Below are 25,334 nucleotides of genomic sequence, written 5' to 3'. Positions count from 1 at the left end.
CCGGGACGGCCGCCGCGCCGCGGCCCGCGACCGGCGCCGGGAGGGCCGCCGGGCCGCCGACCGCGGCGCCCGGAGCGTGATCGCCGACCGCCTCCAGCGCCGCGCCTTCGCGCGCGCCCGCACCGTCTCCCGCCTCCGCACGAGCGCCGCCGCCCGCCGCCTGTCCCGCCGCCTCGGCACCGACGACCCCCCGCCCCCGCCGCCCGACCCCCGCCGCAAACTCCCCACCCGCCGCTAGAGCACGGGCGCCACTGCGCGGACGGTTTCTATGGTGTCTGCTTCGGCGGCGGTTTTGTCGGGGCGGTAGCGGAGGACGCGGGCGAAGCGGAGGGCGATGCCGCCGGGGTAGCGGGGGCTCTGCTGGACGCCGTCGAAGGCGATCTCGACGACGAGCTCGGGCCGGACGTGGACGGTCCAGTCGTCCTCGCGGACGGCGAGCTCGCGGAGCTTCTCGGTCTGCCAGGCGAGGAGCTCGTCGGTGAGGCCCTTGAAGGTCTTGCCGAGCATGACGAAGCCGCCGGTCTCGGGGTCGCGGGCGCCGAGGTGCAGGTTGGACAGCAGGCCCTGGCGGCGGCCGTGGCCCCATTCGACGGCGAGGACGACGAGGTCGAGGGTGTGGCGGGGCTTGACTTTGATCCAGCCGGCGCCGCGGCGGCCGGCGGTGTAGGGGGTGTCGAGGGACTTGACGAGGACGCCCTCGTGGCCGCGGGCGACGGCGTCGTCGAAGAAGTCCTTGGCGGCGGACGGGTCGGCGGTGACGATCCGCGGGATCCGCAGGGGCTCGGGGACGGCGCGGACGAGCGCGGCGTTGCGTTCGGCGCCGGGCGCGTCGAGGAGGTCGTCGCCGTCGAGGTGGACGACGTCGAAGAGGAACACGGTGAGCGGGACGGGTTCGGCGGTCCTGGCGGTGCGGGTCGCGGTGCGGGCGGCGGTGACCTGGAACGGGTGGGGGGCGCCGTCGGGGCGCAGCGCGATGACCTCGCCGTCGAACACGGCGTCGCGGACGGGCAGTTCGCGCACGGCGGCGACGACCTCGGGGAGCCGGGCGGTGATGTCGTCGAGGGTGCGGGTGAACACGCGGACGCCGCCGTCGCGGACGTGGATCTGGGCGCGGATGCCGTCGAGCTTCCATTCGACGGCGGCCTCGGCCTTCAGCTTGGCGAACGCCTCCTCGACCGACGGGGCGGACGCGGCGAGCATCGGCTTGACGGGGCGCCCGACCTCCAGGGTGAACCCGCGCAGCCCGTCGACGCCGTCGGCGAGCGCGGCGGTGGCGACGGGGCCGAGGGCGCCGCGGAGCATGGCGGCGCGGCGGACCTCGGCGGACGGCACGCCGGCGGCGGCGGCGATCGCCTCGGCCATCACGCCGTCGAGGGCGCCCTGGCGCAGCTCGCCGGCCAGCAGCCGGATGAGGAAGTCCTGCTCGGCGCGGGTGGCGCGGCCGAGCAGCGCGGTGACGAGCTCGCGGCGCCGGGCGACCGAGCCGGTGCCGGACACCGCGCCGATCTCGGTGAACGCGGCGTCGACCTCGGGGACGGTCAGCGACGGCTCGGCGGCGGGCGGCGGGACGGCGCGCAGCGACGCGTAGCCGACGCCGATCTGCCGCTGCGGCAGCTCCCCGGACAGGTAGGCGACGACGATCGCGGCCTCGCCGGGCCCGGCGGCGCGCAGGCACCCGGCGAGGGCCGTGACCTTGGCCTTGCGGCCGGAGGTGCCGGCCACCTCTCCCGACGTCCGCGCGATCTCCGCTATCAGCACCCGTCCATTGTGACCACGGGGTCTGACATTCGATCCCGGCGGGACCCCTGGTCACCGGCGGCGGTCCTGACTACGTTGACCAGTGGCGGGCCGATGGCGCGGGGGAGTGAGGAGCGGGGCGTGGGGCTGCAGCGCGAGCCGTTCCACCGGGTGTACTCGGCGCCGGAGCCGCCGTCGCCGTCGCGCCGGCCGCGGCTGCTGGTGCTGCTGGTCGCGCTGGTGGCGTTCGGCGGTGCCGCGGTGGCGGTGTTCCTGCTGATGCCCGAGCACGGGAGGGACGCGGCGGCGCCGCGGTCCGGTTCCCCGTCGCCGGGGCGGTCGGCGGAGCCGTCGAGGCCGTCGGAGTCGCCGATGCAGGAGCAGACGGTGGGGTCGCTGCCGAAGCCGTGCGCGATGGTGCCGGACAAGACCGTCCGCCGGACGATCCCGAAGGCCCGCGAGGACGAGAGCTCCAACTCGACGTTCACGACGTGCACGTACACGGCGCAGGAGCCGCGGTTCCGGTGGCTGCGGGTCGAGGTGAACCTGCACGCGCCCGCGAAGTCGCCGACGCCGGTGCGGGACGCGGAGACCGACTACCGGGCGTCGTGGGCGCAGGCGCACGACGCGCCGCTCGTGCGGACGATCAGCCTGCGGCCGCAGCGGGGGATCGGCGACGAGGCGTTCCGCTGGTTCAAGTCCGACGACGGGCAGCCGACGGTGGTCGGCGAGGTGACGACGCGGTACCGGAACGTGCTGGTGACGGTGAGCTACAGCGAGCAGGCGGCGAAGGGCCGCGCGGCCGCCCGGGAGGGGGCGTGCCTCGGCGCGGCGGAGGGCGTCGCGCGGGAGGTACTGGCGACGTTGGCGCATTTCTGACCTGAATCGGCCGATCGCGCCTTATTTTCTGTCAGGACCTTCTAAGGTGTTCCCGGTAAAGGGGAGGAAGTGCGCCGGCCGCGCTCCCACTCGCGTCCGGTGGCCGGTGCGCTTTGCGGTGCATGGGGAGGAGGAGGTCGACGACGTGACCGTGTCCGCGGTTGGAGTGTCCTGGGTGAGGTGAGCCCAGGTCGGCAGCCCGTTCTCGTCGATGGGGCCGCGGAGTGGACCCCGCTCCGCGGCCCTTCGCGTACCCGTTTCCGGGACCATTGGAAAACCGTGCGGTATTCGGCCGCGCCATTGTGAACCGAATTCGTTTCGATGCCGGACGGAATGGCCGCGAAGTGGAACCGGTTATGATTTCGCGAGTCCCGCACGAACCCACACGTCACGGGCCCGGCCGTCCAGGAATCCGACCTCGTCGAAGAACGCGGTGCACTTGCGGAACGCCCACGCCATCGTCTCCCGGCGGTGCTCGCTGCGCGCCGCGACCCGGCGGGCGAGCTTCGGGTCCAGCCCGACGGCGGTGTAGCAGGACGGGTGGATCACCTGCGCGGCCATCAGCCGGGTGCTCTGCGCCAGCGCGTACGCCGCCGCCCGCCGCCGCACCGGCGACGCGCGCGCGACGAGCCGCTTCAGCTCCTCGCGCGCGTACCTGATGTGCCGCGCCTCCTCGATCACGTGGATCCGGGTGACCTGCCGGATCACCGGCTGCACGCCCTCGTCGGGGAACGTCAGCCGCTGGAACGCGTCGGTGAACTCCTCCACCACCAGCGTCCCGGCGAACATCGGCATCGGGTCGTACACGGCGCCGACCAGCTTGGCGAAGTGGTACTCCAGCGCCCGCGGGCGGTGGGTGCGCAGCCCGCAGGTGCGCACCATCCGGCCGAACATCTTCGAGTGCCGGCACTCGTCGGCGATCTCCGTCAGCGCGTACGCGACGTGCTCGCTGTCGTAGCGGCTCCGGTAGGCGTGCTGGACGAGCGCCTGCATCAGCAGCATCTCCGACCAGATCCCGAACGAGGCGATGCTGCACATCTCCCGCTTGGTCAGCTCCACCCGCTGCCGGTGCGTCAGGCCGTCCCACAGCGGCGTCTCGTAGATCGACGCCAGCTGCGGCGCCATGTACCAGACGTCGGGGTCCTGCGGGGCGTCCCAGTCGACGTCCGCGTCCGGGTCGAAGGAGTGCTTGCGCGAGGTCCGCAGCAGCCGCTCGGCGACCACCTCCCGGTCGGTGAGCTCCAGCGCGTGGTCGCCGTCCTTGCAGCGGATCCGCGCGGTCCACGTGGTCGGACGATCGGTGAGCAGTTCGGGGGGCATCGGTCGTTCTCCTCTCCTGGGGGGTCGAGGAGGGCCGCGCGGCCGTGCACCGCACGGCGGGGCCGGCCCTATTGCACGGGGATCCTGGCGAGCAGGCGGGTGGACGCCGGCGAGACGCGCGACAGGGTGCGCAGCAGGCGGCCCTCGAAGTTCACCGGGACCACGGCCTTGTTCTTGATGATGGCGTCGACGACCCGCTCGGCGACCTTCTCCGGCGGGTAGCGGCGCATCCGGATCGCCTTCTCGCCGCGGGCGCGGACGCGCTCGCGGTGCGCGGCGTCGCCGCCGACGAACGTGCCGTTCTTGACGATGTTGGTGCTGGCGAAGCCGGGGCAGACGGCGGTGACGCCGATGCGCGAGGACGCCAGCTCGGCGCGCAGGCACTCGCTGAGCATCAGCACGCCGGCCTTGGTGGTGCAGTAGGCGGGCAGCGACCGGGTCGGCGCGAACGCCGCGGCGGACGCGATGTTGACGATGTGCCCGCCGAGGTTGGGCTTGTCGGGCTTGTTCGGCAGCGCGTTGACGCGCTCCACCATCTGCTTGCCGAACAGCCGCGACCCGTGGATGACGCCCCACAGGTTGACGCCGAGGATGCGGTCCCAGTCCTCGACGCCGTGGTCGAGGAACGGGCCGCTGACCGCGATCCCGGCGTTGTTCACGACGATGTCGGGGACGCGGTGCGCCTGCCGCACCTCGGCGGCGAACGCCTCCATCGCGGCGGCGTCCGCCACGTCCACCTCGTAGGCGCCGCCGCCCGGGCCGAGGGTCTTGGCGAGCGTCACCGTCCGCTCGGCGGACGGCAGGTCGATGTCGGCCGCGAGGACGGTCGCGCCGCGCTCGGCGAGCGCGAGCGCGATGGCGCGGCCGAACCCGCTGCCGGCGCCGGTGACCACGGCGAGCGCCCCGTCGAAGTGCGCGAGTGGCATGCAGACCTCCGAGATGTCCCGAGCGGAATGATCTCCAACCGTACTCAGCCCGCCGCGGCGTCGGCGATGACCGCGTCGACCTCCGCCTTGCGCTCGGCCTCCTCGGCGGCGAACCGCTCGGCGTCGATCTTGTCGGCGATGTCCTCGTCCTGGTGCATCAGGGCGTCGAGGTCGGCCTTGGACATGTCGAGCACGCCCATGTCGTCGTAGGTCCGCTGGATGCGCTCGCTCCACAGGCCGATGTCCTTCACGCACGGGACGATCCGGCTGAACAGCAGGCTCTGGAACATCTTCATGTAGGGGGAGTTCTCCACCATCTCGTCGACCTCCTTCGGGTCGATGCCGAAGTTGGTCCAGATCTCCCTGCCGCGGATGCGGTCGCGCATGAGGTAGCAGCCCTCGATGACGAACTCCTCGCGCTCCTTCAGCTCGGCGGCGGACAGCTGCTTGTAGTAGTCGCGCAGGGCGAGCCGCCCGAACGCGACGTGCCGCGCCTCGTCCTGCATGACGTAGGCGAGGATCTGCTTGGGCAGCGGCTTGGTGGTGATGTCGCGGATGACGCCGAACGCGGCGAGCGCGAGGCCCTCGATGAGCACCTGCATGCCGAGGTAGGGCATGTCCCAGCGGGAGTCGGTGAGGGTCTCGTTCAGCAGGTCCTGCAGCTTGGTGTTGATCGGGTAGACCATCCCGACCTTCTCCTGCAGGAACTTCGAGAAGACCTCGACGTGCCGGGCCTCGTCCATGGCCTGGGTGGCGGAGTAGAACTTGGAGTCCAGGTCGGGCACCGCCTCGACGATCCGGGCCGCGGTGATCATCGCGCCCTGCTCGCCGTGCACGAACTGGGAGAACTGCCAGGACGTGGAGTGCTGGCGCAGCTCGCCGCGCTGCTTCTCGGTCAGCTTGTCCCAGTGCTTGGTGCCGTAGATGGCGAGGGACTGGTCCGGGACGCCGAGGACGTCGTACGGGTCGACCTCCAGGTCCCAGTCGATCCGCTTGACCGAGTCCCACTGCTTGTCCTTGCCCTTCTGGTACAGGGCGAGGAGCCGGTCGCGGCCGTCGTCGTACTCCCAAATGAACCGGGTGTCGCCGGCCATGGGGATGTTCCAGGTGGACTTGTCGACGGGCTCGGTGTAAAGGTCATGGGTCGACACGGGCGTTCCTCCCCGAGGGCGCGTCACGTACGATGTACGTCTGGCGTACGTTGTACGTACCGTGTCACGGTGCACTTACGGGTGTCAACGGCGGGAAGGGGCGGGCCCGATGGACGGCGACGTGACGTCCGACACGCCGGCGCCGCGCCCCGTCCTGACCAGGGCGCGGATCGTGCAGGCGGCGGTCGGGCTGATCGAGCGGGAGGGCGCCGACGCGCTGTCCATGCGCCGCGTCGCGGCCGAGCTGGGCGTCGCGGTGATGTCGCTCTACAACCACGTCCCCAACAAGAGCGCGCTGCTCGAAGGCGTCGCCGAGCACGTCATCGCGGGCCTGGAGCTGGAGGACGACCCGGACGAGCCGTGGCAGACCCGGGCGCGCGCCCTGGTCCGCGCGTTCCGCAAGGTCGCGCACGACTACCCGCGCTGCATGACGATCGTCCTCACCCACAGGATCGACACCCAGCTCGGGCTGCGGCCCGCCGAGCGGGCGCTCGCGCTCGCCGACGCCGCCGGCTTCGACGGCCCGACCTCGGTGCGCATCATGCGCGCGCTGATGGCCTATGCGCTCGGCGCGCAGCTGCGCGAGACCGGCGTGGTGAAGACGCTGGACAACCTCGTCGAGACGCAGGCCGAGTCGTGGGCGAAGCTGGACGCGGCCGAGTTCCCGCACGTGGTCGCGCTCGGCGAGGAGCTCGCCAGCCACGACCCGGAGACCGACTTCGAGTTCGGCCTCGACCTGCTCATCACCGCCCTCGACGCGCTGCCCCGCCGCTGACCGGTCAGGCCAGGTAGGGGCTGAGGCCCTGCCAGCAGAAGTCGGTCATGTGCCGCGCCGCGTCCTCGACGCCGACCTCGGGATGCCAGGTCCGCCACTGGGCGAGCCGCTCGCACCCGCCGATGATGATCTCGGTGAACGCGGCGATCGCGGGCCCGCCGGCGTTCGGCGCGAACGCGGCCAGCACCCCGGAGATCAGCTCGCTCTGCTGCCGCCGGGTCGCCTCCACCGCCTCGACGGCCTCGCGCGACTCGGCGGCGGGCTCGCGCAGCAGCATCGCGAACGACTCGCTGTGCGCGTCCATGAAGCCGAAGTAGGCGACCATCCCGCGCCACAGGATGTCCTTGGGGTCGGTCGCGCCCGCCATGGCCTTCTGGGTGACGTCCAGCAGCTCGGCCTTGGAGCGGCTCACGCACGCGACGAGCAGGCCGTCCTTGGAACCGAAGTACTCGTAGAGCATCGGCTTGGAGACGCCGCAGCGCTCGGCGATCTCGTCCATCGAGGTGCCCTGGTAGCCGCGCTCGCCGAACACCTTCTCCGCCACGTCCAGCATCTGCCGCTCGCGCTCGGCGCGGGACATCCGGCGGCGGCGCGGGGAGGGCGGCGGTGTGGCGGCACTCACAGCGGAATCCTCTCTGTTGGACCTACCGTCAGTAATCTACTCCTAGTAACTTACCGGGAGTAGGTTATCGCGAAAGGACGGGAAATGAGCGAGCGCGCCCCGGCGATCGTCATCATCGGCTCCGGCTTCGCCGGGCTCGGCATGGCCATCCGGCTCAAGCAGTCCGGCTTCCATGACTTCGTGATCCTGGAGAAGAGCGAGGCCCTCGGCGGGACCTGGCACGACAACACCTATCCCGGATGCGCCTGCGACGTCCCGTCGCACATGTACTCCTTCTCCTTCGAGCTCAACCCGGGCTGGTCGCGGATGTTCGCCCCGCAGCCCGAGATCCGCTCCTACATGGAGCGCACCGCCGACAAGTACCGCGTCCGCGAGCACATCCGCTTCGGCAGCACCGTCGACACCATGGAGTACCAGGACGACGCCCGCCGCTGGAACGTCACCCTCACCGACGGCACCGTCCTCACCCCCCGGGCCGTCATCTCCGGCATCGGCGCGCTGCACATCCCCTCGTTCCCCGACCTGCCGGGCATCGAGAGGTTCCAGGGCGCGACGTTCCACTCCGCCGAGTGGGACCACTCCTACGACCTGGCCGGCAAGCGCGTCGCCGTCATCGGGACGGGCGCGTCCGCGATCCAGTTCGTCCCGCGGATCGCCAAGGAGGCCGGCGAGCTGGTGCTGTTCCAGCGGACGCCGCCGTGGATCCAGCCCAAGCCCGACTTCACCTTCCCGAGGCCCGTCCGCACCGCGTTCGCCAAGGTGCCCGGCGCCGCCCGCGCGTTCCGCAACGGCATCTACTGGGCGCTGGAGGCCCGCGCGGTCGGCTTCACCATCGACCCGCGGCTGTCGCTGCCGCAGGAGAAGCTCGCCCGCCGGCACCTGGACAAGCAGATCCCCGACCCGGAGCTGCGCGCCAAGGTCACCCCGGACTACACCATCGGCTGCAAGCGCGTCCTGCTGTCCAACGACTACTACCCGGCCCTGGCCCGCCCGAATGTGACCGTCGAGACGTCCGGCATCGCCGAGGTGCGGGAGAACTCGATCGTCACCAAGGACGGCGAGGAGTACGAGGTCGACTGCATCGTCTACGGCACCGGCTTCAAGGTCGTCGACGCCCTCAACGAGCTGCGCGTCACCGGCCGCGACGGCGTCAAGCTCCAGGAGATCTGGGCGGACGGCATCGAGGCGCACCGCGGCACCACGATCCCGGGCATGCCGAACTTCTTCATGCTGCTCGGCCCGAACACCGGCCTCGGCCACAACTCCGTCGTGTTCATGATCGAGGTGCAGATCCAGCAGGTGCTCGGCTGCCTGCGGCTGCTGCAGGAGTCGGGCGCCGACGCGCTGGAGCCCAAGCCCGAGGCGTCCCGCCGGTTCAACGACCGGATGCAGCGCCGGCTGCGCCGCGCCGTGTGGAACGAGGGCGGCTGCAGCAGCTGGTACCTCGACGACCAGGGCGTCAACCGCACCCTCTGGCCCGGCCACACCTTCGAGTTCTGGGCGGGCAACCGCAAGGCCAGGCCCGAGGAGTACCTCCTCACCCGCTGAGAAGGGCGCGCCCGGGGCACGGGGGCGCCCCGGGCGTGCTAGGCAGGGAGCATGCCGAGGCCACTGATGCCGCGGCGGCTGCGCCGCATCAACAAGGCCGTCACGAACCGCGTGCAGGGCGTCTACGCCCCCTACCTGCCGCCCCTCGCCGTCATCGTGCACAAGGGCCGCACGTCCGGACGCGAGTACCGCACGCCCGTCACCGCGTTCCGCAGCGGTGGCCGGATCATCATCGGCCTGCCGTACGGGACCGACACCGACTGGGTGCGCAACCTGCTCGCCGCCGGCCGCGGCGGCGTGGAGCGGCTCGGCCGCGTCCGGCGGATCAGCGGTCCGCGCGTGCTCACCGCCGCCGACGCCGCCGAGCTGCCGTCCCCCATCCGGCCCGTCACCCGCTACATGGACGTGCTCGTCGCCGACCTCGACGGCTAGGGCGTCACTTCTCCGGCGCGAACATCGGGCGGATGCCCGCGACGAGCTGCCGGACCACCGGGCGCTGCTCGTCCGGCGTGCGGCCGCGCAGGTCGTGGATCGGGTCGAGGCCGTCGTAGTAGGGGGCGAGCGCCAGGAACGGCAGCAGCGTCAGGATCGTCGTCGCGAGCACCTGCAGGTCGGCGTCCTCGCGGATGCCGCCCTCCGCCTTCCACAGGTCCAGCGTCGGATGGATGACCCCCAGGTAGTGCTGGTTCGCGGTGTCGCGGACGACCGAGCGGACGCTGTTGTCCAGCTCGAAGTTGGTCGCCGCGGTGACGGACCGCTCGAGCGGGTGGTCGGCCATGTACTCGGTCCAGTCGCACAGCACGTCGAACAGCCACTCGTCGAAGGCCTGGTCGAAGTCCACGCGGGCGATCCGCCGCTCCATCTCCTCGCGGATCCGGCGCGACGCCTCGTCGCAGACGAACGCGAAGAACTCCAGCTTGTCGCTGAAGTACTGGAACAGCGAGCCCTTGGCGATCCCGGCCTCGCGGGCGATGGTGTTCAGGCTGCCGGTCGAGTACCCGTGCTCCCCGAACTCGCGCATCGCCACCTCCAGGACCCGTTCCCGCTTGGCGACGTTGAGGCGGAACCACGTGGACGTTGGCATGGACCCCTTCGACTTTCCGTCAGGAACCGGTAACCGGGAGGTCAGGATAACCGTCTCCCGGTTCCCGTGTGAACCAAATGTCACTCTCGCGCGTCGGCCTCCGTGCCCGCGGCCGGCTCGAGGTACCGGAGGGTGAACTCGCGGGACGCGAAGTCGCCGCCCTGCGGGACGCCCGGCCCGACGAACGTGTCCGGGATGCCGAAGTCCGCGGCGTCGTCCTGCGGCCGGTAGCCGAGCCGCTCGTCCAGCTCCCAGAAGCGGCGCGCGTTCGCCGACACCGCGTACGCCGCGAGGAAACCGGGGTCCGGGACGGTCAGCGCCGCCAGTACGAACCCCGCCGCGTCCCGGTGGCTCAGCCAGGTCGCCAGGTGCCGCGGCTCGTTCGGGAGCGCGTCGAGGCTGCCGATGCGCAGGCACACCACGTCCAGCCCGAACTTGTCGACGTACAGCCGGGCGAGCGCCTCGACCGCGACCTTGCTGACCCCGTACATCCCGTCCGGGCGCGGCGGCATCTGCGCCGACACCGTCTCGGTGGACGGGTACAGGCCGGTCAGCCGGTTGCTGCTCGCCAGGACCACCCGCCGGACGCCGGTCACCCGCGCCGCCTCCAGCATCCGCTGCGTGCCGAGGATGTTGCCCTCGACGAGCTCGGGGAACGGCGCCTCGTCCCGCACCCCCGCGAGGTGCACGACCGCGTCCGCGCCCGCGACGACCTCCACCGCGTCCGACAGGTCGGTGCGGTGCACCACCTCGTTCGGCGCCTCCGCCTCCAGCGGCGCCCGGTCGGCCAGCACCAGCGTGTCCGCCGCCTCGCGCAGCGGCCCCCGCACGGCGCTCCCGACGCGTCCCGCCGCCCCCGTCAGCACGATCCTTCCGAGTGTCATGCCCCGAGTCTCCCAGCCGGTCCCGGCGCGGTGACCGGCAGGCTCGTCTAGGTTCGTCCGCATGTGCGTATCGACGGGACCGGCCGTGTTCTCCGGGACGACCCTCTACGCGGGGCGGCGGCACCATCCCGACCACGGCCTCATCGAGGTGCTCGGCTACCGGAACACGGCCGCGAACCTCGCGGACGGGCCGAACGCGATGCTGCTGCACGTGCCCGCGCGCGCCCTGTCCCCGGACAACTTCCTCGCCCTCCGCGACGACGAGGCGGACGTGCTCGACCTGATGGTGGACGCGCTGGCGCCCCGGTCGGCCGCGGCCGGCGCCGCCGTGATGAGCTGGATGGACGCCGCGGAACCGGACGTGCGGGTGTTCGACCACGACGTCTACACCGTCCTCATCGCCGAGGACCCGACCCTGATCCCGGCCGCGCTGGACCGCGTGCCGCCGCACCGCAGGCCGCGCCCCGACCCCGAGCTCATGGATTTCTACGCGGCGCATTTCCCGCGGCACGTGATCATTCTCTGCTGCTTCGACAATGCCGACGCGCGGCGGGCGAAACCGCTGCTGATGTGGTACGAACCCGCCGATCCCGAGCGGCTCGTCGTGCCCGCGCTCGACTGCCACACCGGCGGCGCCCCGCGCCTGGACGAGCCCGTCGCCACCGACCACTGGGTGGTCTTCGGCGCCGACGGCGCGTCCGGCGGGCCGCGCGAGCCCGTCGCCTACCCCGGCCACATGCGCTACAGCCTGCGCGAATACCTCCCGGACACGGTGACCGGCGGCTACTTCTCCGGCGCCGCGCCGAACGGCGACTTCGCGATCGCCTACGCGGACCTCCTCGCCGGCCGCACCGACCGGATCGAGCGGCTCGCGCCGTCCGCGCGTTCCTGATGCGCAATACCTGATAATGCGTCCGGTGGGCCCGCGGCGGTAATTCGTCGCCCGCTGACAACCTTTCCCCCGCACCTTGAAGCGGCATTCCGCAGCTGATTCGATCGCCACATCGAACGGGACGGAACCCGAAGGGTGGAGGTGGGGGACAGGTGCGCTCACGGTCGGCCGGCGGTGCGCTGTTCGCGGGGCTCGGGGTGGCGGCGGTGCTCGCCGTCTCCGGGGCGGCCCCGGTGATCGCCGAACCCACGCCGTCGCCGACGGACGGGTCGCCGGTCCCGACGGACAGCCCCACGCCGACGCCCACCCCCACGCCCACGCCGACTCCCACCCCGACGCCCACACCCACGCCGACACCGACACCGACCCCCACGCCGACACCGACGCCTCCGCACCATCCGGGCAAGCCGGCGAGGCCGGTGCTGTCGGTCGCGGCCACCGTGTCGTCGGCGACGGTGGCCCCGGGCGGCTCGATCACCGCCACCGTCCGCGTGGCGGCGTCCGGCGCGACCGCCTCCGGCACCGTGCTGCGCGCGTCGGCGACGGGCGGCGCCACCACCGCACCGTCCGAGCAGGGCCTCGGCAGCGTCGGGGCCGGCGGGACGTCCGCGACGGTGACCGTCCGGGTCCCGTCCGGGGCGAGGCCCGGCACCATCCGGCTCACCGTCGTCGTCTCCGCGTCGCACGCGGCGACCCGCACCCGCACCTACACGCTCGTCGTCACCGGGCCGTCGGGCGCGCTGCCGCCCGGCATCACCGCGGGGAACCTGCCGCCCGGCGTCCCGCCGGTCGCCCCCGGCGGCGCGCCGGGAGTGCCGGGCGGGGTGACCGGGCCCGACGTCGTGCTGCCCCCGGTCGTCGGGCCGCGGACCGCGCCCGCGCCGATCGCGCCGGTGCAGATGGCGGACCTGCGCGCGCTGCCCAGCGGCGCCTCCGACCTCGACGACCTGACCGCGCTGCAGGCCGGCGTGCTGGCCGCGATGGCCTCCTCGGTGACGCTGCTGCTGCTCAGACTGCGGCTGGCCCGCCGGGAGGGCGCTTCGCCCCGGCGGTCCGGCCGCCTCCACCTGCGCCGTGCCCGCCCGCGGCTCGCGGGAAGCGGGCGCGCGGCGGGGCCGGTGCTGCCCGTCCCGCCGGAGCCGGTGCGGCCGCGGCCGCGGCCCGCCGACCCGAGGCCCGTGGCGGTCTGGGCGGCCGGTTCGTGGGCGGCACCGGAGGCGCAGGCGGCGCTGCGCGCGGAGGCCGCGCCGAAGGTGGAATGGCGGGAACCGGAGCCGGAGAGGCGCCCCGCCGCCCGCCACCGCGGGAGGCACGCCCGCCGCGGCCCGCGGCTGGCGCTGCTCCCCGCCCGCGCCCGCTAGCCACTCAGCGGGCCAGCCGGATGAGGATGCGGCAGACCTCGTCGATGATCTCGGCGGCCTCCGCCTCGCCCTCCGCCGTCGCGATCTCCCGCCCGGCCTCGCCGATCACGGTGGTCAGCACCAGGCTGAGCACCTGCCCGGCGCGGCCCGCCGGGGTACCGGACGTGCCGCGCAGCAGCTTGGTGTTCTGCGCGATCCAGTGCTGGGCCCGGCTGCGCCGCATCAGCGACGAGCCGGACGGCCCCTCGCCGCCGTGGAACAGCCGGGCCGCCTCCCGCCGCTCCCAGCACACCCGCAGGTAGGCGCGGGCGCCGGCGATGAACAGCGCGATCGGGTCGTCCTCGCCGCCCTTGCGCGCGGCGGACACCGCCCGCGCGGCGGCCTCCTCCTGCTCGCCGGTGAGCTCCTCCCACAGCGCCACGTACAGCCCGGCCTTGCCGCCGTAGTGGTGGTACAGGCTGCCGACGCTGATGCCGGACCGCTCGACGATCTCGGCGATGCCCGCGTCGGCGTAGCCGCGGTCGGCGAACACCTGCTGCGCGGCGGTCAGCAGCGCCTGCCGGGTCGCGTCCGCGCGCGCCCACTGCCGCCGGTCGCCGCCGGCCTCGCCCGCGCCGCCCGCCGGGCGCGCCCTGCTCGTGGTCATCCCCACATCGTGCCCGGATCGCGGCCGGGCCACCAGCACTCGGCGGCGCCGGCCCGCTACCGGGCGTCCCGATACCGCGCGTCCCGGTGCCGGTCTCAGTACCAGTGGTGCGAGGACCACCAGGACCACGCGCCGCACGGGTCGTGGTAGCGGGCCTTGATGTAGCCGAGGCCCCAGGCGATCTGCGTGGGCGAGCTGGTGCGCCAGTCGGAGCCGGCGCTCGCGAGCTTGGAGCCGGGCAGCGCCTGCGGGATCCCGTACGCGCCGCTGCCGGGGTTGGTGGCCCGCTCGTTCCAGCCGCTCTCGTGGTTCCAGAGCGTCAGCAGGGACGACCAGCAGTTGCCCCAGCCCTTGGCCGCGTTCATCTTCTTGCCGTACGCCTTGTTCTGCCCGGCGCTCGGGTTGGACTTGGCGAGCCGCTCCTTCTCCTTCTCCGCCTTCAGCTTCGCCCGGGCGGCCGCGTCCTTCTTGGCCTGCTCCTTGAGCTTCTTCATGTACGCCTGGTGCTCCTTGTAGGCCCGCTCCTTGGCGGTCGCTATGGAGTCGGCGGTGATGGCGTCCATGTCGAAGCCCTGGAGGTGGGCGAGCATGTCGTTGGTCGACACGGGCCCGTTCGCCGCGGCCTTCGGCGGGGAGGCGTCGCCCAGCACCTTGTTCCAGTCCACGAACGCGACGCCGCCCGCGAGCACCGCGATGCCCGCGACGGTGATGGTGACGTTGTGGGTGAGCAGCGTCCAGGCGCGCCGCCGCCTCGACGGGCGGTGGCGCTCGGGAAGGTCCCGCGCCGCTTCCGCGTGCGGCCCGGGGGGATCGGACGGCCCGTACGGGTCGGACGAGGCGAGCGTGCCGGGCGCCTCCGGGGACGGCCTGGGCGCGGGGACCCGGTCCGCCCGCCGCCCCCCGGCGCCCCGGTCGCCGGCCCGCCGCCGGCCGCCGCGCCGCTGCTCGGAGCGGCTGCGGCCGGAGGTGGAACCGGTGCGTCTGCGCGTGCCGTGACTCTGTGGCATAGGAGAAGACTGCCTTATCGCCCGGGTCTTGTGTTCTCGATGACGATGTACGCAGGCGATGTCACAGCCGGTTCACCGCCGCCCGTCCGGCCGGGATGGCCGGCGCGGGCACGTTCGACGGCGATGCTAGAGCCTCCGGAGGGCGGACGCCCGCCCACCCCCGGATCGCGGCATCAGAGTTCGAGATCGCCCGCCGCGAGCCGGGCCGGCTGCAGCGCCTCGAACAGGGCGCGGTGCATGCCGTCGAACGGCGCGAGGGCGCCCGCCGGGTCCTCCAGCGCGAGGTTCGCCGCGTTCACCTGGTCGCGTCCCGCCGCGGTGATCTGGACGAGCGTGGCGCGCCGGTCGCTCGGGTGCCGGGCGCGCTCGACGAGCCCGGCCGCCTCCAGCTGGTCGACGGTCAGCTTCACGGTCGTCGGATGCATCATCAGGATCCGGCCGAGGGTGCTCAGCCGCGCGTTGCCGTTGCCGATGAGCGCCAGCGTGGTCAGCAGGAAGTAGCCGGTGCGGCTCAGCCCGAACCGTTTCAGCTCGGTGTCCAGCGCCCTCTTGAGCATCTGGTGCAGCCGTTCGACCGAGCTGATCGCCATGAACGGCCACGGCCCGCCGGCCATGCCCTGCCCCGCCCAGCGGTCCCTGATGCCGGTGACCAGCGGGTCCACGCCGTCCTCCCGGGGGTGTTCCGCGCCTCGTTGCGCCTCGATGTGCACGCCGGAGATCGTAGCTTCGGACAAATCATGATGTAAGTACTCGCTTCTTAGAACTTCTTCCAATAGAGTGCTCCAGATCACAAGCGGGACGACTGTGTCCGTGTGACCCTGGTGGTCCCGTGAGTGATACCGGTCTCGACCGAGACCACGGTGGCGCGGAACACCAGCGTGACAGCAGAGGCGCCCCCGTGACCCGGCAAGGGAACCGGAGTATCGGATGGGCGCCGACGTCCGAGAACGAAGGAGGCTGGGATGACCCTTCACGCACCCCCCGCGGGGGAGGGCACCGGCTGATGGCCCTGAGCCTGACGAAGGCCCCGGACCTGGCACGCAGACGGGTCGAGCGCGCGCTCGACGAGACCGGGCTGCTGTGCGTGACCCTCCTGGAGGGGCTGCGCCGCACCTGGGACCTGCGCCAGTGGTGGGGCGAGTTCGTCGAGCAGTGCTGGTTCCTCGCCCGGGTGACCAGCGTGCCCGTGATGCTGATCGCGGTGCCGCTCGGCGCCACCATCTCGCTGCAGGTCGGCGACATCGCACGGCAGCTCGGCGCCCAGTCGGGCACCGGCGCGCTGCTGACCGCGGCGATGATCCAGCAGGTGGCCCCCCTGGCCGCCGCGCTGCTGGTCTCCGGCGTCGGCGGCTCGGCCATCACCGCGGACATGGGCGCCCGCAACATCCGCGACGAACTCGCGGCCATGGAGGTCATGGGCATCAACCCGATCCACCGCCTGGTCACCCCCCGGCTGTGGGCGGCGAGCATGGTCTCCGGCCTGCTCTGCTCGGTGGTGATCCTGGCGGGCGTGCTCGGCGGCTACTACTTCAACGTCATCCAGCAGGGCGTCAGCCCCGGCGCGTTCTTCGACGGCGCGACGACCCTGCTGCAGTTCTCGGACCTGGTGATCACCCTGTTCAAGGCGTGGATCTTCGGATTCATCGCCGCCGCGGTCGCGTGCTACATGGGCATGAACTGCGACCTCGGCCCGGTCGGCGTCGGCCGGGCGGTGAACAAGGCGGTGGTGGTCACCTCGATCGTGGTGTTCGCCACCAACTACATCCTCACCATGATCTACCAGGTCCTGTTCCCCCCGAGGTTCTGATGGTCGCCATTTCCCCCGTACGCAAGCTGGGCCGCGCCTTCAAGGGCCGCACGGCCGGGCTGTCGGCCTCGGCCAACCTGCCGATCTTCCTCGGCCGGGTGCTCTACCACCTGCTCTTCGACATCGTCATCCGGCGCAAGTACGGCAAGACGCTGGCCAAGCAGGTCAGCGACATCACCGTCGGCGTCGGCGCGCTGGTGATCGGCGGCGGCATGATCTTCGTCATCGCGACGATGTCGCTGGCCACCGGCGCGATGGTCGGGCTGCAGGGCTATCCCGGACTCGAACGCATCGGCGCGGAGGCGTTCACCGGGCTGGTCGCGAGCTACTCCAACGTCCGCGAGGTCACCCCGATCATCGCGGGGGTCGCGCTGGTCGCGCAGGTCGGCACCGGCTTCACCGCGGAGATCGGCGCGATGCGGATCTCCGAGGAGATCGACGCCCTGGAGGTCATGGGCATCAACTCGCTGGCCTACCTGGTGTGCACCAGGGTCGCGGCCGGCGTCATCGCCCTGGTCCCGCTCTACCTGGTCTCGCTGTTCATGGCGTTCTTCGCCACCCGGTTCATCACGATCCAGTACTTCGGGCTGTCGCCCGGCATCTACGACTACTACTTTCACCTGTACCTGCCGCCGATCGACGTTCTCTACAGCGTGATCAAGGTCGCGATCTTCGCGTTCATCGTGATGTTCATCCACTGCTACCGCGGCTACTACGCCTCGGGCGGCCCCGTCGGCGTCGGCGTCGCCGCGGGCCGCGCGATCCGGGAGTCCACCATCCTGATGATCCTGATGAACCTGCTTCTGTCGTACATCTTCTGGGGCCACGGCAGCACGGTGAGGCTGACCGGATGAGCGACGAGAGCCTCTCCTCCCGGTCCCGGACGATCTTCGGGCTGGTCGGCGCCGGCGTGATCGCGGTCGCCGCGGTCACCGTCGGGATCTCCACCACCCCGTCGTACGGCGGCTCCACCTACTACGACGCGACCTTCGGCACCGCCGGCCAGGGCCTGGACCCCGGCAAGTCGGACGTGAAGATCCGAGGCATCGCGGTCGGCAGCGTCGACAAGATCAAGCTGGACCGGGACGGCCGGGTGACGGTGAAGCTCCGCGTCGACAAAGGGGTCCGGGTCCCCGACACGGCCACCGCGACGATCGAGCCGGTCTCGGTGTTCGGGCCGAAGGACCTGGTGCTGGACCCCGGCGCGCACGAGCTGTCCGGCCCGTACCTCAAGGACGGCGGGCGGGTCGTCAAGACCGCCGACCCGCAGGACCTGTCGCAGACGGCGTGGCCCGCCTACAACCTCACCAAGGCGATCAACCCGGACGAGGTGGCGACGATCCTGCACACCCTCGGCGCCGGGCTGTCCGGTGAGGGGCCGGCCGCGCGCCGCATGATCCAGAACGGGTCGACGGTGGTGGACGCGACGTACAAGGACCGCGCCTACATCCAGGCCCTGCTGAACGACATCAACGGGCTGTCGGGCACGCTCGCCGCGCACGGCGACAACGCCGTCCGGTTCACCGGCGACTTCAACACGCTGTCGCAGGTGATCACGGAGAAGCCCGACAAGATCAACCAGCTGCTGGCGCAGGCGAGCCAACTGGGCGACACGGTCGGCACCACGATGCGCGGGCACGGCGCGAACCTCGGGAAGATCATCGACAACGTCGGCGGGATCGCCGCGACGGTGCACTCCGAGAACGACAAGCTGCCCGTCCTGATGGACAGCCTCAACGGGTTCTTCGCCCTGCTGGCGCGCATCATCCGGATCCCGGGTCCGTCGGGCACCACGATCGCCCAGGCCAAGGAGGTCCTCTCCCTCGACCTGTGCCAGGTCTTCATCGACGTGTGCACCACCGACCCGTTCCAGCCCAAGGGCAAGACGAAGACCACGGCGGGAGGACGGCCATGAGCCCGGTGCGCGGCAAGGCCGCCCGCGGCCCGGAGTACACCACGATCGCGAAGTTCGCGATCTTCCTCGTGGTGACGGTCCTGCTGACCTTCTACATCGGGCAGCAGATCCTCGGCACCAGCTTCAACTCGCGCTACAAGCTGACCGCGACGTTCGACGACGTCACGGGCCTGCTGACCGGCGACGAGGTGAAGGTGGCGGGCACGCCGGTCGGCCAGGTGAAGAGCATCAAGGTGGTGCGCGGCAAGGCCGTGGTCGGGATGGCGGTCGACAAGGACGTCCGGCTCCCCGCCGACTCCACCGCCGCCGTCCGGTGGCGCAACGTGATGGGCCAGCGCGTCATCTACCTGGAGCCGGGCAGCAGCCCAGGCAGGCTCGGCAACGGGGACCGGGTGCCGCACACCCGGTCGGTGGTGGACCTCGGCGAGATCCTCAACAGCCTCGGCCCGCTCACCCAGAGCCTGGACCCGAACCAGCTCAACAAGATCCTCTTCTCGTTCTCGCAGGCACTGGACGGCAACGAGCAGAACGTCTCGCTGCTGACCGACAACCTCGACGCGCTGCTGCAGACCTTCGAGGCCCGCCGCGACACGATCAAGGGGATGATCGACAACTACGAGACGGTCAGCCAGGCGATCTCCAAGCGGGACACCCAGATCGCCGCCAGCGTCGACAACCTGGCGTCGCTGACCGGGGTGTTCGCCGACAACCGCAAGCTGCTGGAGAACGCGGTCGTGCAGATCTCGGGCGTCACCACCAACCTGAACGCGGTGCTCGGCGGCAACGACGCGCAGCTCGCCCGCATCATCGACAACCTCGGCAAGTTCAGCGACACCTTCCGGCTGAACGTCGACCAGCTGGAGAAGATGGTGCAGCAGCTGCCGCTGACCCTCCGCGAGCTGTTCGCCGCCGCCAACGGCGGGCACTTCCTGCGCACCAACGCGCTGTGCCTGAACATCGTGCAGGGGCCGTGCCCCTTCCCGATGCAGCTGCCGAAGGCGCCCGGCACCAAGCAGCCGTCCAAGCAGGACCTGGCCAAGCTGAAGGCGATGCTGACGGGGAGTGGCGGCTGATGGCGCTCAAGTCCCTGCGGGACGTCAACCAGAAGCTCGTCGCGATCGTGACGCTGGCGGTGCTCGCCGTCGCGCTGATCTTCGCGTTCGCGATCGGCCAGCTGCACCTGTTCGACCAGGGCTACACGATGAGCGGCTACTTCTCCGACCAGGCCGGCATCAAGAAGGGCGACGACGTGCGCGTCGCCGGCGTGAAGTCGGGCCGGGTCACCGCGGTGGAACCGGACTTCGCGCACGGCCGGGTGGTCATCACCTGGCACGTGAACGCCGGCATCGACCTCGGCCGCGACACCCGCGCGGAGATCGAGACGACGACGCTGCTCGGCGGCCGGTACCTCAAGCTGTCCGGGCCGGTCGCCAAGCCGTACCTGGCGAGCATGCCGGAGTCGCGGCGGCGTATCCCGCTGGAGCACACCGGGGTCCCGTTCACCGTCCCCGAGGCGCTGCAGAACACCCAGAACATCGTCGGCAAGCTCGACGAGAAGAGCATGACGAAGCTGCTCACGGAGGTGTCGGCGATCAAGTCGCCGGGCGCCGCGAAGCTGCACCGGATCCTGCAGAACATCCAGGACCTCTCGCGCACGCTCAACGACTCCTACCCGCAGATCCAGAACCTCATCGAGGCGAGCAAGACCATCACCGGCACGCTGGCGAGCAAGGACGACAAGCTCCGCCAGATCATCGACTCCAGCCAGGTGCTGCTGCAGTCGCTGGTGAACCGGCGCAACGAGCTCGCCGCGACGATCGGGCAGGGCAACCGGACGGTCCGCACCCTCGACAACGTCATCTCCAGGAACCAGAAGAAGCTGGACACGCTGCTGGACAACCTGCACCTGCTGACGACCCGGCTCGCGCCCAACATGGACGCGCTGAACACCGACTTCTCGCTGCTCGGCCCGACGTTCCAGCAGGTCGCCAACCTCAAGGGCAACGGGCCCTGGATCGAGGGCGTGCTCACCGGGCTCGGGCCGATCCAGCCGCCGGGCCCGATCTCCACGCGGCGCTCCGCCGGGCAGGGAGGCAACTGATGGGCCGCCTCAACGGCAGGACCAGGGCCGCCGCGGCCGCGATCGCGCTGACGCTGGCCGCCGCGCTCGGCGGCTGCTCGCTCGGCACGGGCGGCGGGGAGCGCACGATGACCGTCTACGTGCCGAAGGCGCGCTCGTTCTACCCGCAGTCGAAGGTCCTGGTGATGGGCGTCGACGTCGGCCGGGTCGACACGGTCAAGCAGGAGGACGACCGGATCAAGGTGACGTTCCACATCGGCCGGGACGTCCCGCTGCCGCAGGGCGTGCAGGCCTCGATCGTCCCGCTGAACCTGGTGGGCGAGCGGAACCTGGTGCTGCACCCGGCGTGGCGGCCGGGCCAGCCGAAGGAGACCTCCAACGTCATCCCGATCCAGCGGACGACCGTCCCGGTCGAGGTCGACGACGCGCTGAACTCCTTCACCAACCTGGCGAACGCGCTGGACCCGACGAAGATGCAGACGGCGCTCGGCAAGGCCGCCGACTCGGTGAACGGGAACGGCAAGGAGTTCAACGCGACGCTGGAGCAGAGCGCCCGGCTGGTGGAGAACGTCGCCGGCCAGGACAAGGACCTGATCGAGGTCGCGCAGAACCTCAGCCGGATGGCCGGGGTCGTGCGGGGCCGGGAGCAGGTGCTCGGCACCATGATCCAGGACTTCGGGCAGGCCACGCAGGTGCTCGCCTCCGAGCGCGGCGACCTGCAGCAGCTGATCGGCGCGGTGCTGGACCTGTCCAGGAACGGCGGCAAGCTGATCAAGAAGTACAAGGGGCAGCTGCCCTACGACCTCGCCGTCCTCACCCGGGTGGCGCTCATCCTGAAGGGCAACGCCAAGCAGCTCGCGCAGCTGCTGAACGTGCTCCCGGGCGTCAGTGACGCCCTCATCGGCGGCTACGGCAAGAAGGACAAGTCGCTGCACATCCGGTTCGCCACCGACGCGTTCGTGCGGACGTGGCTGAAGGGCCTGATGGACTCCGACGAGGTCGCCTGCCCGCTTCCGGCGCCCAACTCCAACTGTCCCTGGCAGAACGGAGGCAACTGATGGGCAGGAAGGCGATCTTGCTCGTCGTCGCCGCGGTGCTCGCGCTCTCGGGCTGCGACTACAAGACGATCGGCGCGCCGAAGGGGCACCTGACCCTGACGGCCGAGTTCAGCGACGTGCAGGGGCTGGTCGCCGGGCACAGCGTGAAGATGTCCGACATCACGGTCGGCAGCGTCACCAAGGTGCAGCTGGACGGCTACCGGGCCAAGGCGACGATGTCCATCGAGGACGGGATCAAGATCCCGCAGGGCACCCGCGCCGAGATCAAGGTGACGTCGCTGCTCGGCGAGAACTACGTGGACCTGCAGATGCCGCCCGGCGCCAGCATGGACCGCGGCCCGTTCCTGGCGAACCACGCGGCGATCACGCAGACCAGCGTGCAGCCGGCGTTCGAGCAGGTCGTCGGGCAGGCGGGCCCGCTGGTGCAGGCGCTGGCGGGCAACGACGTCGCGACGGTCGTCAACGCCGGCGCGACCGCGCTCGACGGCAACGGCACGCGGATCAACACCTCGATCGCCAAGGCGACCAGCCTGCTGAAGCTGGTCGCCGACCAGCGCGAGCAGCTCGGCGAGTCGGTCGACCACCTGGCGAAGCTCGGCCGGTCGCTGGCCGCCGGCGACGACGCGCTGAACGAGGCGCCCGTCCAGATCGAGCGCACCACGCGGCTGCTGAACGAGGACAAGCAGAAGATCCTCAAGACGGTCAGCAGCCTCACCGAGGCCGCCCGGCAGCTGAACGACAAGGTGCTGGAGGGGCGGGTCGCGCGGTTCCGCAAGCTGCTCAACGACCTCGACCCCGTCCTCGCGCAGCTCGGCAACAACCGGACCCGGCTGACGAACCTCGTCAACGGGCTGGTCACCTTCAGCGACAAGCTGCCGAAGGCCAGCTATGACGGGCAGCTGCTGCTGTACCCGCTGCTGACCATCACCTGGCCGGATGGGACGCCGGTGCTCGGCGGCGGCGGCAAGAACGCCAAGAAGAAGGGCAAGGCGGCGGGCGGCGCCGGCGGCTCGAACGGCTCCGGCGGCACCGAGCTGCCGAAGCCGTTCAGGACCGCGCTTCCGGACCTCGACAAGATCCTGGAGGGGCGGCAGTGACCAGGCGAGTGACGATCAACCTGGCGGTGTTCGGCGCACTGGCCGTGATCATGATCGTGTGGGCGTTCCGCAACGTCGTGCACTTCGACTTCATCGAGCGGCCGTACCACATCACGGCCGAGTTCGAGTCGTCCCCGGGCCTGCACCCGAACTTCGAGGTCGACTACCTCGGCCTGCGGGTCGGCAAGATCGACTCAGTGAAGCTGGAGAAGAACAAGGTCGTCGTCCGGCTCGACATGGAGCGCGGCGTGAAGATCCCGCGCGGCGTCACCGCGGCGGCGGCCCGCAAGTCCGCGGTCGGCGAGCCGGTCGTCGAGCTGACCCCCGGCCCCGGGCAGGCGGGCGCGCCGCCGATGCGGCCCGGCACCGTCATCCCGGTGTCGCAGACCAAGGTCCCGCCGAAGTACAGCGACCTGTTCGGCGCGGTCATCAAGTCGCTGGACGCCATCAACCCCGACGACGCCAAGGTGCTCACGCACGAGCTGGCGGAGGGCCTCGCGGGCCGCGAGGACTCCATCCGCCAGATCGTCAACGGCGGCGACCAGCTCACCCAGACGTTCGCGCAGAACACCGAGCTGCTGGACGGGCTGACCAAGGACCTCGGCAAGATCACCAGCGTGCTGAACAAGAACCGGGGCGCGCTCGGCGCGGGCATCGACAACGTCGCGGCGCTCACCTCGGCGCTCGCGCAGATGCGCGGCCAGCTCGCCGAGCTGCGCGACACCGGCCCCGGCCTGCTGTCCACGGTCAACAACCTGCTGGACGAGACCGGCCCGAACTTCGACTGCACCGTCGACATGCTCGGCAACTGGGGCATCGCCGCCTACAACCCGAACTACCTGTCCGACCTGAAGACCACCCTCGCGGTCGCGCCGCAGCTCAAGACCGTCCTCGACAACGTCATCGGGCTGGACCAGGGCAAGCCGGTGCTGAACGTCATCTTCGAGATCACGCTGAAGCACCGGGCGGCGCTGGAGTACAAGTACCCGCTGCCGCAGCCGCAGCTGGCGACGGTGCCGACCTGCGCCGGGGGCCGGACGCCCGCGCTGAACGTCAAGCAGAACACCTACCGGGCGAAGAACCCGGGCGACGTGATCCCGACCCACGATCCCGCGCTCGACAAGCCGCTGAAGGCCCGCAACGCCGCGAACAGCGGCAAGGACTCTTCTGGTGGGCCGCCGGTTTGGCTAATCTACATTCCCCCGGTTCTGGCACTGATGGTGCTGATCAGGGTCATGATGGGCTCGGTGCCCGTGGTGTCCCGCCTGTCCCGGCTTCGCCGCCGCGGCAAGGACTGACCCCAATCCCCGTAGGAGTACCGAAGTGACAGCCAAGACCACCAAGGAAGCCGCGGACGCCGCCCGGGAGCACGAGCCGGACGGCGGGGCCGACGAGGTCGAGGCGGTCGCGTCCGAGCAGGACGAGGCGGTCGAGGACGCGGCGGCCGTGCAGGCCGGCGCGTCCGCGCAGGACGAGGAGAGCGAGCAGGAGGAGGCCGCGCCGGAGGGCGCCGAGCGGCCGGCGGCCGCCCGGCCCAAGCGCAAGCGGCGGGTCCGGGTCATCGAGGTCATCGACGACGATGACGACCTCGACGACGTCCTGGAGGCGATCGACGCCGAGGACGACGCGGAGGAGGCCCCGGCCCGTCCCGCCAAGCCCGCGGCGAAGGCCGCCGCCAAGCCCGCCGCCAAGCCGGCGGCCAAGGCGTCCCCGGCCGCGCCCGCCGCCGCGAAGCCCCGGCCCGAACGGCTCGAGCCCCCGGCGGAGGACGCCGAGGAGTCCGCGGACCACTGGGAGGCGCGTCCCGCCCGCAAGGTCGGCCCGTTCTCCTACACCCCGACGCGTCCGGCGAAGGAGAACGCGGACAGCTCCGCGCTGGTCCGCATCGTCGTCACGGTCGTCGTGGTGGCGCTGCTCGCGAGCCTCGCGATCTGGCAGTGGACGAGGGCGAGCGGCCTGTCCTCCAAGCAGGACGACCGCGCCGCCGTCTCGAAGGTGGCGCTCCAGTACGGCGACGTGGCGTTCAACTACAACGCGTCCAACTACCAGGAGCAGTCGACCAAGGCCGAGAAGCTGATGGCGGGCGACCTGCTCGACCAGTTCAAGCAGTCGACGCTGCCGGGACTCACCGCCGCGTTCAAGGCCGACGCCCAGGTCGGGATGTCGTCCAAGAGCACCGACGTCTTCGTCGGCAGCGTGAACGGCAAGTTCGCGACGGTGGTCGTCATGGTCGACATCGGCCTGCAGACCAAGGACGGGAAGGTCAACCAGCCGTCCACGCTGCTGCGCCTCGCCCTGGCGAAGGTCGACGGCAAGTGGAAGGTCACCAAGCAGTACCCGTCCGGGGTGAACGACAGCAACCAGAACCAGGGCGGCAACGGCCTGGTGCCGGGGAGCAGCGCCGCGTCCCCGAACCCGACCACGACCGGCAGCGGCAAGCCGAAGAACTGACGTGCCCGCCGCGTCGCGGCGCCCCGCACGGTGGAAGCCGTGCGGGGCGCCGCGCGTTGTGCGGGGCGGGATGTCTCAGGGGGCGGGCAGAATG

Annotated in this window: 26 protein-coding genes; 16 read left to right on the top strand and 10 right to left on the bottom strand. The window is 71.4% G+C overall.

The genetic code is table 11. The features are described from left to right. A partial coding sequence (locus J4709_RS52005; RefSeq protein ID WP_208252943.1) for a hypothetical protein occupies positions 1-238 on the top strand: 238 nt, incomplete at its 5' end. Here J4709_RS52005 and J4709_RS52000 read toward each other — a convergent pair. After that, on the bottom strand, positions 235-1,758 hold the full coding sequence (locus tag J4709_RS52000; protein ID WP_208252942.1) for an ATP-dependent DNA ligase: 1,524 nt from the start codon (positions 1,756-1,758) through the stop codon (positions 235-237). The genes J4709_RS52005 and J4709_RS52000 overlap by 4 nt on opposite strands. A gap of 120 nt (positions 1,759-1,878) precedes the next feature. Here J4709_RS52000 and J4709_RS51995 point away from each other — a divergent pair, with 120 nt between their 5' ends. Beyond that, on the top strand, positions 1,879-2,616 hold the full coding sequence (locus J4709_RS51995) for a hypothetical protein (protein WP_208252941.1): 738 nt from the start codon (positions 1,879-1,881) through the stop codon (positions 2,614-2,616). Positions 2,617-2,970: 354 nt separating this feature from the next. On the opposite strand, the gene J4709_RS51990 is transcribed toward J4709_RS51995, so the two are convergent. The 3 genes from J4709_RS51990 to J4709_RS51980 form a co-directional block, all read right to left on the bottom strand. Then, positions 2,971-3,936 carry an AurF N-oxygenase family protein gene (locus J4709_RS51990; RefSeq protein ID WP_208252940.1) on the bottom strand — a complete coding sequence of 322 codons (966 nt, stop codon included), beginning with the start codon at positions 3,934-3,936 and terminating at the stop codon, positions 2,971-2,973. A 68-nt stretch (positions 3,937-4,004) separates the two neighbouring features. Beyond that, on the bottom strand, positions 4,005-4,862 hold the full coding sequence (locus J4709_RS51985; RefSeq protein ID WP_208252939.1) for an SDR family NAD(P)-dependent oxidoreductase: 858 nt from the start codon (positions 4,860-4,862) through the stop codon (positions 4,005-4,007). A gap of 44 nt (positions 4,863-4,906) precedes the next feature. Then, positions 4,907-6,013: a ferritin-like domain-containing protein gene (locus J4709_RS51980; RefSeq protein ID WP_208252938.1), complete on the bottom strand. Its 1,107-nt coding sequence runs from the start codon at positions 6,011-6,013 to the stop codon at positions 4,907-4,909. A 109-nt stretch (positions 6,014-6,122) separates the two neighbouring features. On the opposite strand from J4709_RS51980, the gene J4709_RS51975 reads away from it, so the two are divergent. Next, positions 6,123-6,788 carry a TetR/AcrR family transcriptional regulator gene (locus tag J4709_RS51975; protein WP_208252937.1) on the top strand — a complete coding sequence of 222 codons (666 nt, stop codon included), beginning with the start codon at positions 6,123-6,125 and terminating at the stop codon, positions 6,786-6,788. 4 nt (positions 6,789-6,792) lie between these two features. Here the strand turns inward: J4709_RS51975 and J4709_RS51970 are convergent, their stop codons facing one another. After that, the gene (locus J4709_RS51970; protein ID WP_307802173.1) at positions 6,793-7,410 is read right to left on the bottom strand and encodes a TetR/AcrR family transcriptional regulator; all 618 of its coding nucleotides are present in this window, start codon (positions 7,408-7,410) and stop codon (positions 6,793-6,795) included. 84 nt (positions 7,411-7,494) lie between these two features. Here J4709_RS51970 and J4709_RS51965 point away from each other — a divergent pair, with 84 nt between their 5' ends. Next, positions 7,495-8,958 (top strand): flavin-containing monooxygenase, encoded by a 1,464-nt coding sequence (locus tag J4709_RS51965; protein WP_208252936.1) that lies wholly within the window; start codon positions 7,495-7,497, stop codon positions 8,956-8,958. 51 nt (positions 8,959-9,009) lie between these two features. Further along, positions 9,010-9,390 (top strand): nitroreductase family deazaflavin-dependent oxidoreductase, encoded by a 381-nt coding sequence (locus tag J4709_RS51960; protein WP_208252935.1) that lies wholly within the window; start codon positions 9,010-9,012, stop codon positions 9,388-9,390. A gap of 4 nt (positions 9,391-9,394) precedes the next feature. Here J4709_RS51960 and J4709_RS51955 read toward each other — a convergent pair whose 3' ends face one another. Next, positions 9,395-10,042, bottom strand: a complete 648-nt coding sequence (locus J4709_RS51955) for a TetR/AcrR family transcriptional regulator (RefSeq protein WP_208252934.1) — start codon at positions 10,040-10,042, stop codon at positions 9,395-9,397. An 80-nt stretch (positions 10,043-10,122) separates the two neighbouring features. After that, positions 10,123-10,926, bottom strand: coding sequence for an NAD-dependent epimerase/dehydratase family protein (locus tag J4709_RS51950; RefSeq protein ID WP_232385396.1), 804 nt, complete (start codon positions 10,924-10,926; stop codon positions 10,123-10,125). Between the two features lie 61 nt (positions 10,927-10,987). On the opposite strand from J4709_RS51950, the gene J4709_RS51945 reads away from it, so the two are divergent. After that, positions 10,988-11,818 (top strand): hypothetical protein, encoded by an 831-nt coding sequence (locus tag J4709_RS51945; protein WP_208252933.1) that lies wholly within the window; start codon positions 10,988-10,990, stop codon positions 11,816-11,818. 152 nt (positions 11,819-11,970) lie between these two features. Next, positions 11,971-13,179, top strand: a complete 1,209-nt coding sequence (locus J4709_RS51940; RefSeq protein WP_208252932.1) for a COG1361 family protein — start codon at positions 11,971-11,973, stop codon at positions 13,177-13,179. 4 nt (positions 13,180-13,183) lie between these two features. Here the strand turns inward: J4709_RS51940 and J4709_RS51935 are convergent, their stop codons facing one another. From J4709_RS51935 to J4709_RS51925, 3 genes are all read right to left on the bottom strand, one after another. Further along, on the bottom strand, positions 13,184-13,825 hold the full coding sequence (locus tag J4709_RS51935) for a TetR/AcrR family transcriptional regulator (RefSeq protein ID WP_208252931.1): 642 nt from the start codon (positions 13,823-13,825) through the stop codon (positions 13,184-13,186). 95 nt (positions 13,826-13,920) lie between these two features. Next, positions 13,921-14,832, bottom strand: coding sequence for an aggregation-promoting factor C-terminal-like domain-containing protein (locus J4709_RS51930; RefSeq protein ID WP_208252930.1), 912 nt, complete (start codon positions 14,830-14,832; stop codon positions 13,921-13,923). A 173-nt stretch (positions 14,833-15,005) separates the two neighbouring features. After that, the gene (locus J4709_RS51925) at positions 15,006-15,566 is read right to left on the bottom strand and encodes a MarR family winged helix-turn-helix transcriptional regulator (RefSeq protein ID WP_232385395.1); all 561 of its coding nucleotides are present in this window, start codon (positions 15,564-15,566) and stop codon (positions 15,006-15,008) included. 269 nt (positions 15,567-15,835) lie between these two features. Between J4709_RS51925 and J4709_RS51920 the strand changes: the two genes are divergently transcribed. From J4709_RS51920 to J4709_RS51880, 9 genes are read left to right on the top strand one after another with little or no spacing between them, the layout of a single operon-like run. Then, positions 15,836-16,639, top strand: a complete 804-nt coding sequence (locus J4709_RS51920) for an MlaE family ABC transporter permease (protein ID WP_151543100.1) — start codon at positions 15,836-15,838, stop codon at positions 16,637-16,639. Further along, positions 16,639-17,493, top strand: a complete 855-nt coding sequence (locus tag J4709_RS51915; RefSeq protein WP_208252929.1) for an ABC transporter permease — start codon at positions 16,639-16,641, stop codon at positions 17,491-17,493. The genes J4709_RS51920 and J4709_RS51915 overlap by 1 nt, the downstream gene beginning before the upstream one ends. Then, positions 17,490-18,554: an MCE family protein gene (locus tag J4709_RS51910; protein WP_208252928.1), complete on the top strand. Its 1,065-nt coding sequence runs from the start codon at positions 17,490-17,492 to the stop codon at positions 18,552-18,554. The genes J4709_RS51915 and J4709_RS51910 overlap by 4 nt, the downstream gene beginning before the upstream one ends. Next, positions 18,551-19,627 carry an MCE family protein gene (locus tag J4709_RS51905; RefSeq protein ID WP_208252927.1) on the top strand — a complete coding sequence of 359 codons (1,077 nt, stop codon included), beginning with the start codon at positions 18,551-18,553 and terminating at the stop codon, positions 19,625-19,627. Before J4709_RS51910 ends, J4709_RS51905 begins: the two co-directional genes overlap by 4 nt. Then, a complete protein-coding gene (locus J4709_RS51900; protein ID WP_208252926.1) occupies positions 19,627-20,655 on the top strand; it encodes an MlaD family protein in 1,029 nt (342 codons plus the stop codon). Before J4709_RS51905 ends, J4709_RS51900 begins: the two co-directional genes overlap by 1 nt. Beyond that, on the top strand, positions 20,655-21,692 hold the full coding sequence (locus J4709_RS51895; protein ID WP_208252925.1) for an MCE family protein: 1,038 nt from the start codon (positions 20,655-20,657) through the stop codon (positions 21,690-21,692). The genes J4709_RS51900 and J4709_RS51895 overlap by 1 nt, the downstream gene beginning before the upstream one ends. After that, positions 21,692-22,789, top strand: a complete 1,098-nt coding sequence (locus tag J4709_RS51890) for an MCE family protein (RefSeq protein ID WP_208252924.1) — start codon at positions 21,692-21,694, stop codon at positions 22,787-22,789. The genes J4709_RS51895 and J4709_RS51890 overlap by 1 nt, the downstream gene beginning before the upstream one ends. Continuing rightward, positions 22,786-24,087 carry an MCE family protein gene (locus J4709_RS51885; protein WP_208252923.1) on the top strand — a complete coding sequence of 434 codons (1,302 nt, stop codon included), beginning with the start codon at positions 22,786-22,788 and terminating at the stop codon, positions 24,085-24,087. Before J4709_RS51890 ends, J4709_RS51885 begins: the two co-directional genes overlap by 4 nt. Before the next feature lie 25 nt (positions 24,088-24,112). Beyond that, positions 24,113-25,240, top strand: coding sequence for a hypothetical protein (locus J4709_RS51880; RefSeq protein WP_208252922.1), 1,128 nt, complete (start codon positions 24,113-24,115; stop codon positions 25,238-25,240). Positions 25,241-25,334 lie beyond the last annotated feature (94 nt).

Origin of the sequence: Actinomadura violacea, from assembly GCF_017573465.1 — a bacterium.
GTDB classification, from domain to species: Bacteria; Actinomycetota; Actinomycetes; order Streptosporangiales; family Streptosporangiaceae; genus Spirillospora; species Spirillospora violacea.
Note: the sequence above shows the minus strand (reverse complement) of the source record. Positions and strands in the feature narration are given on the sequence as shown.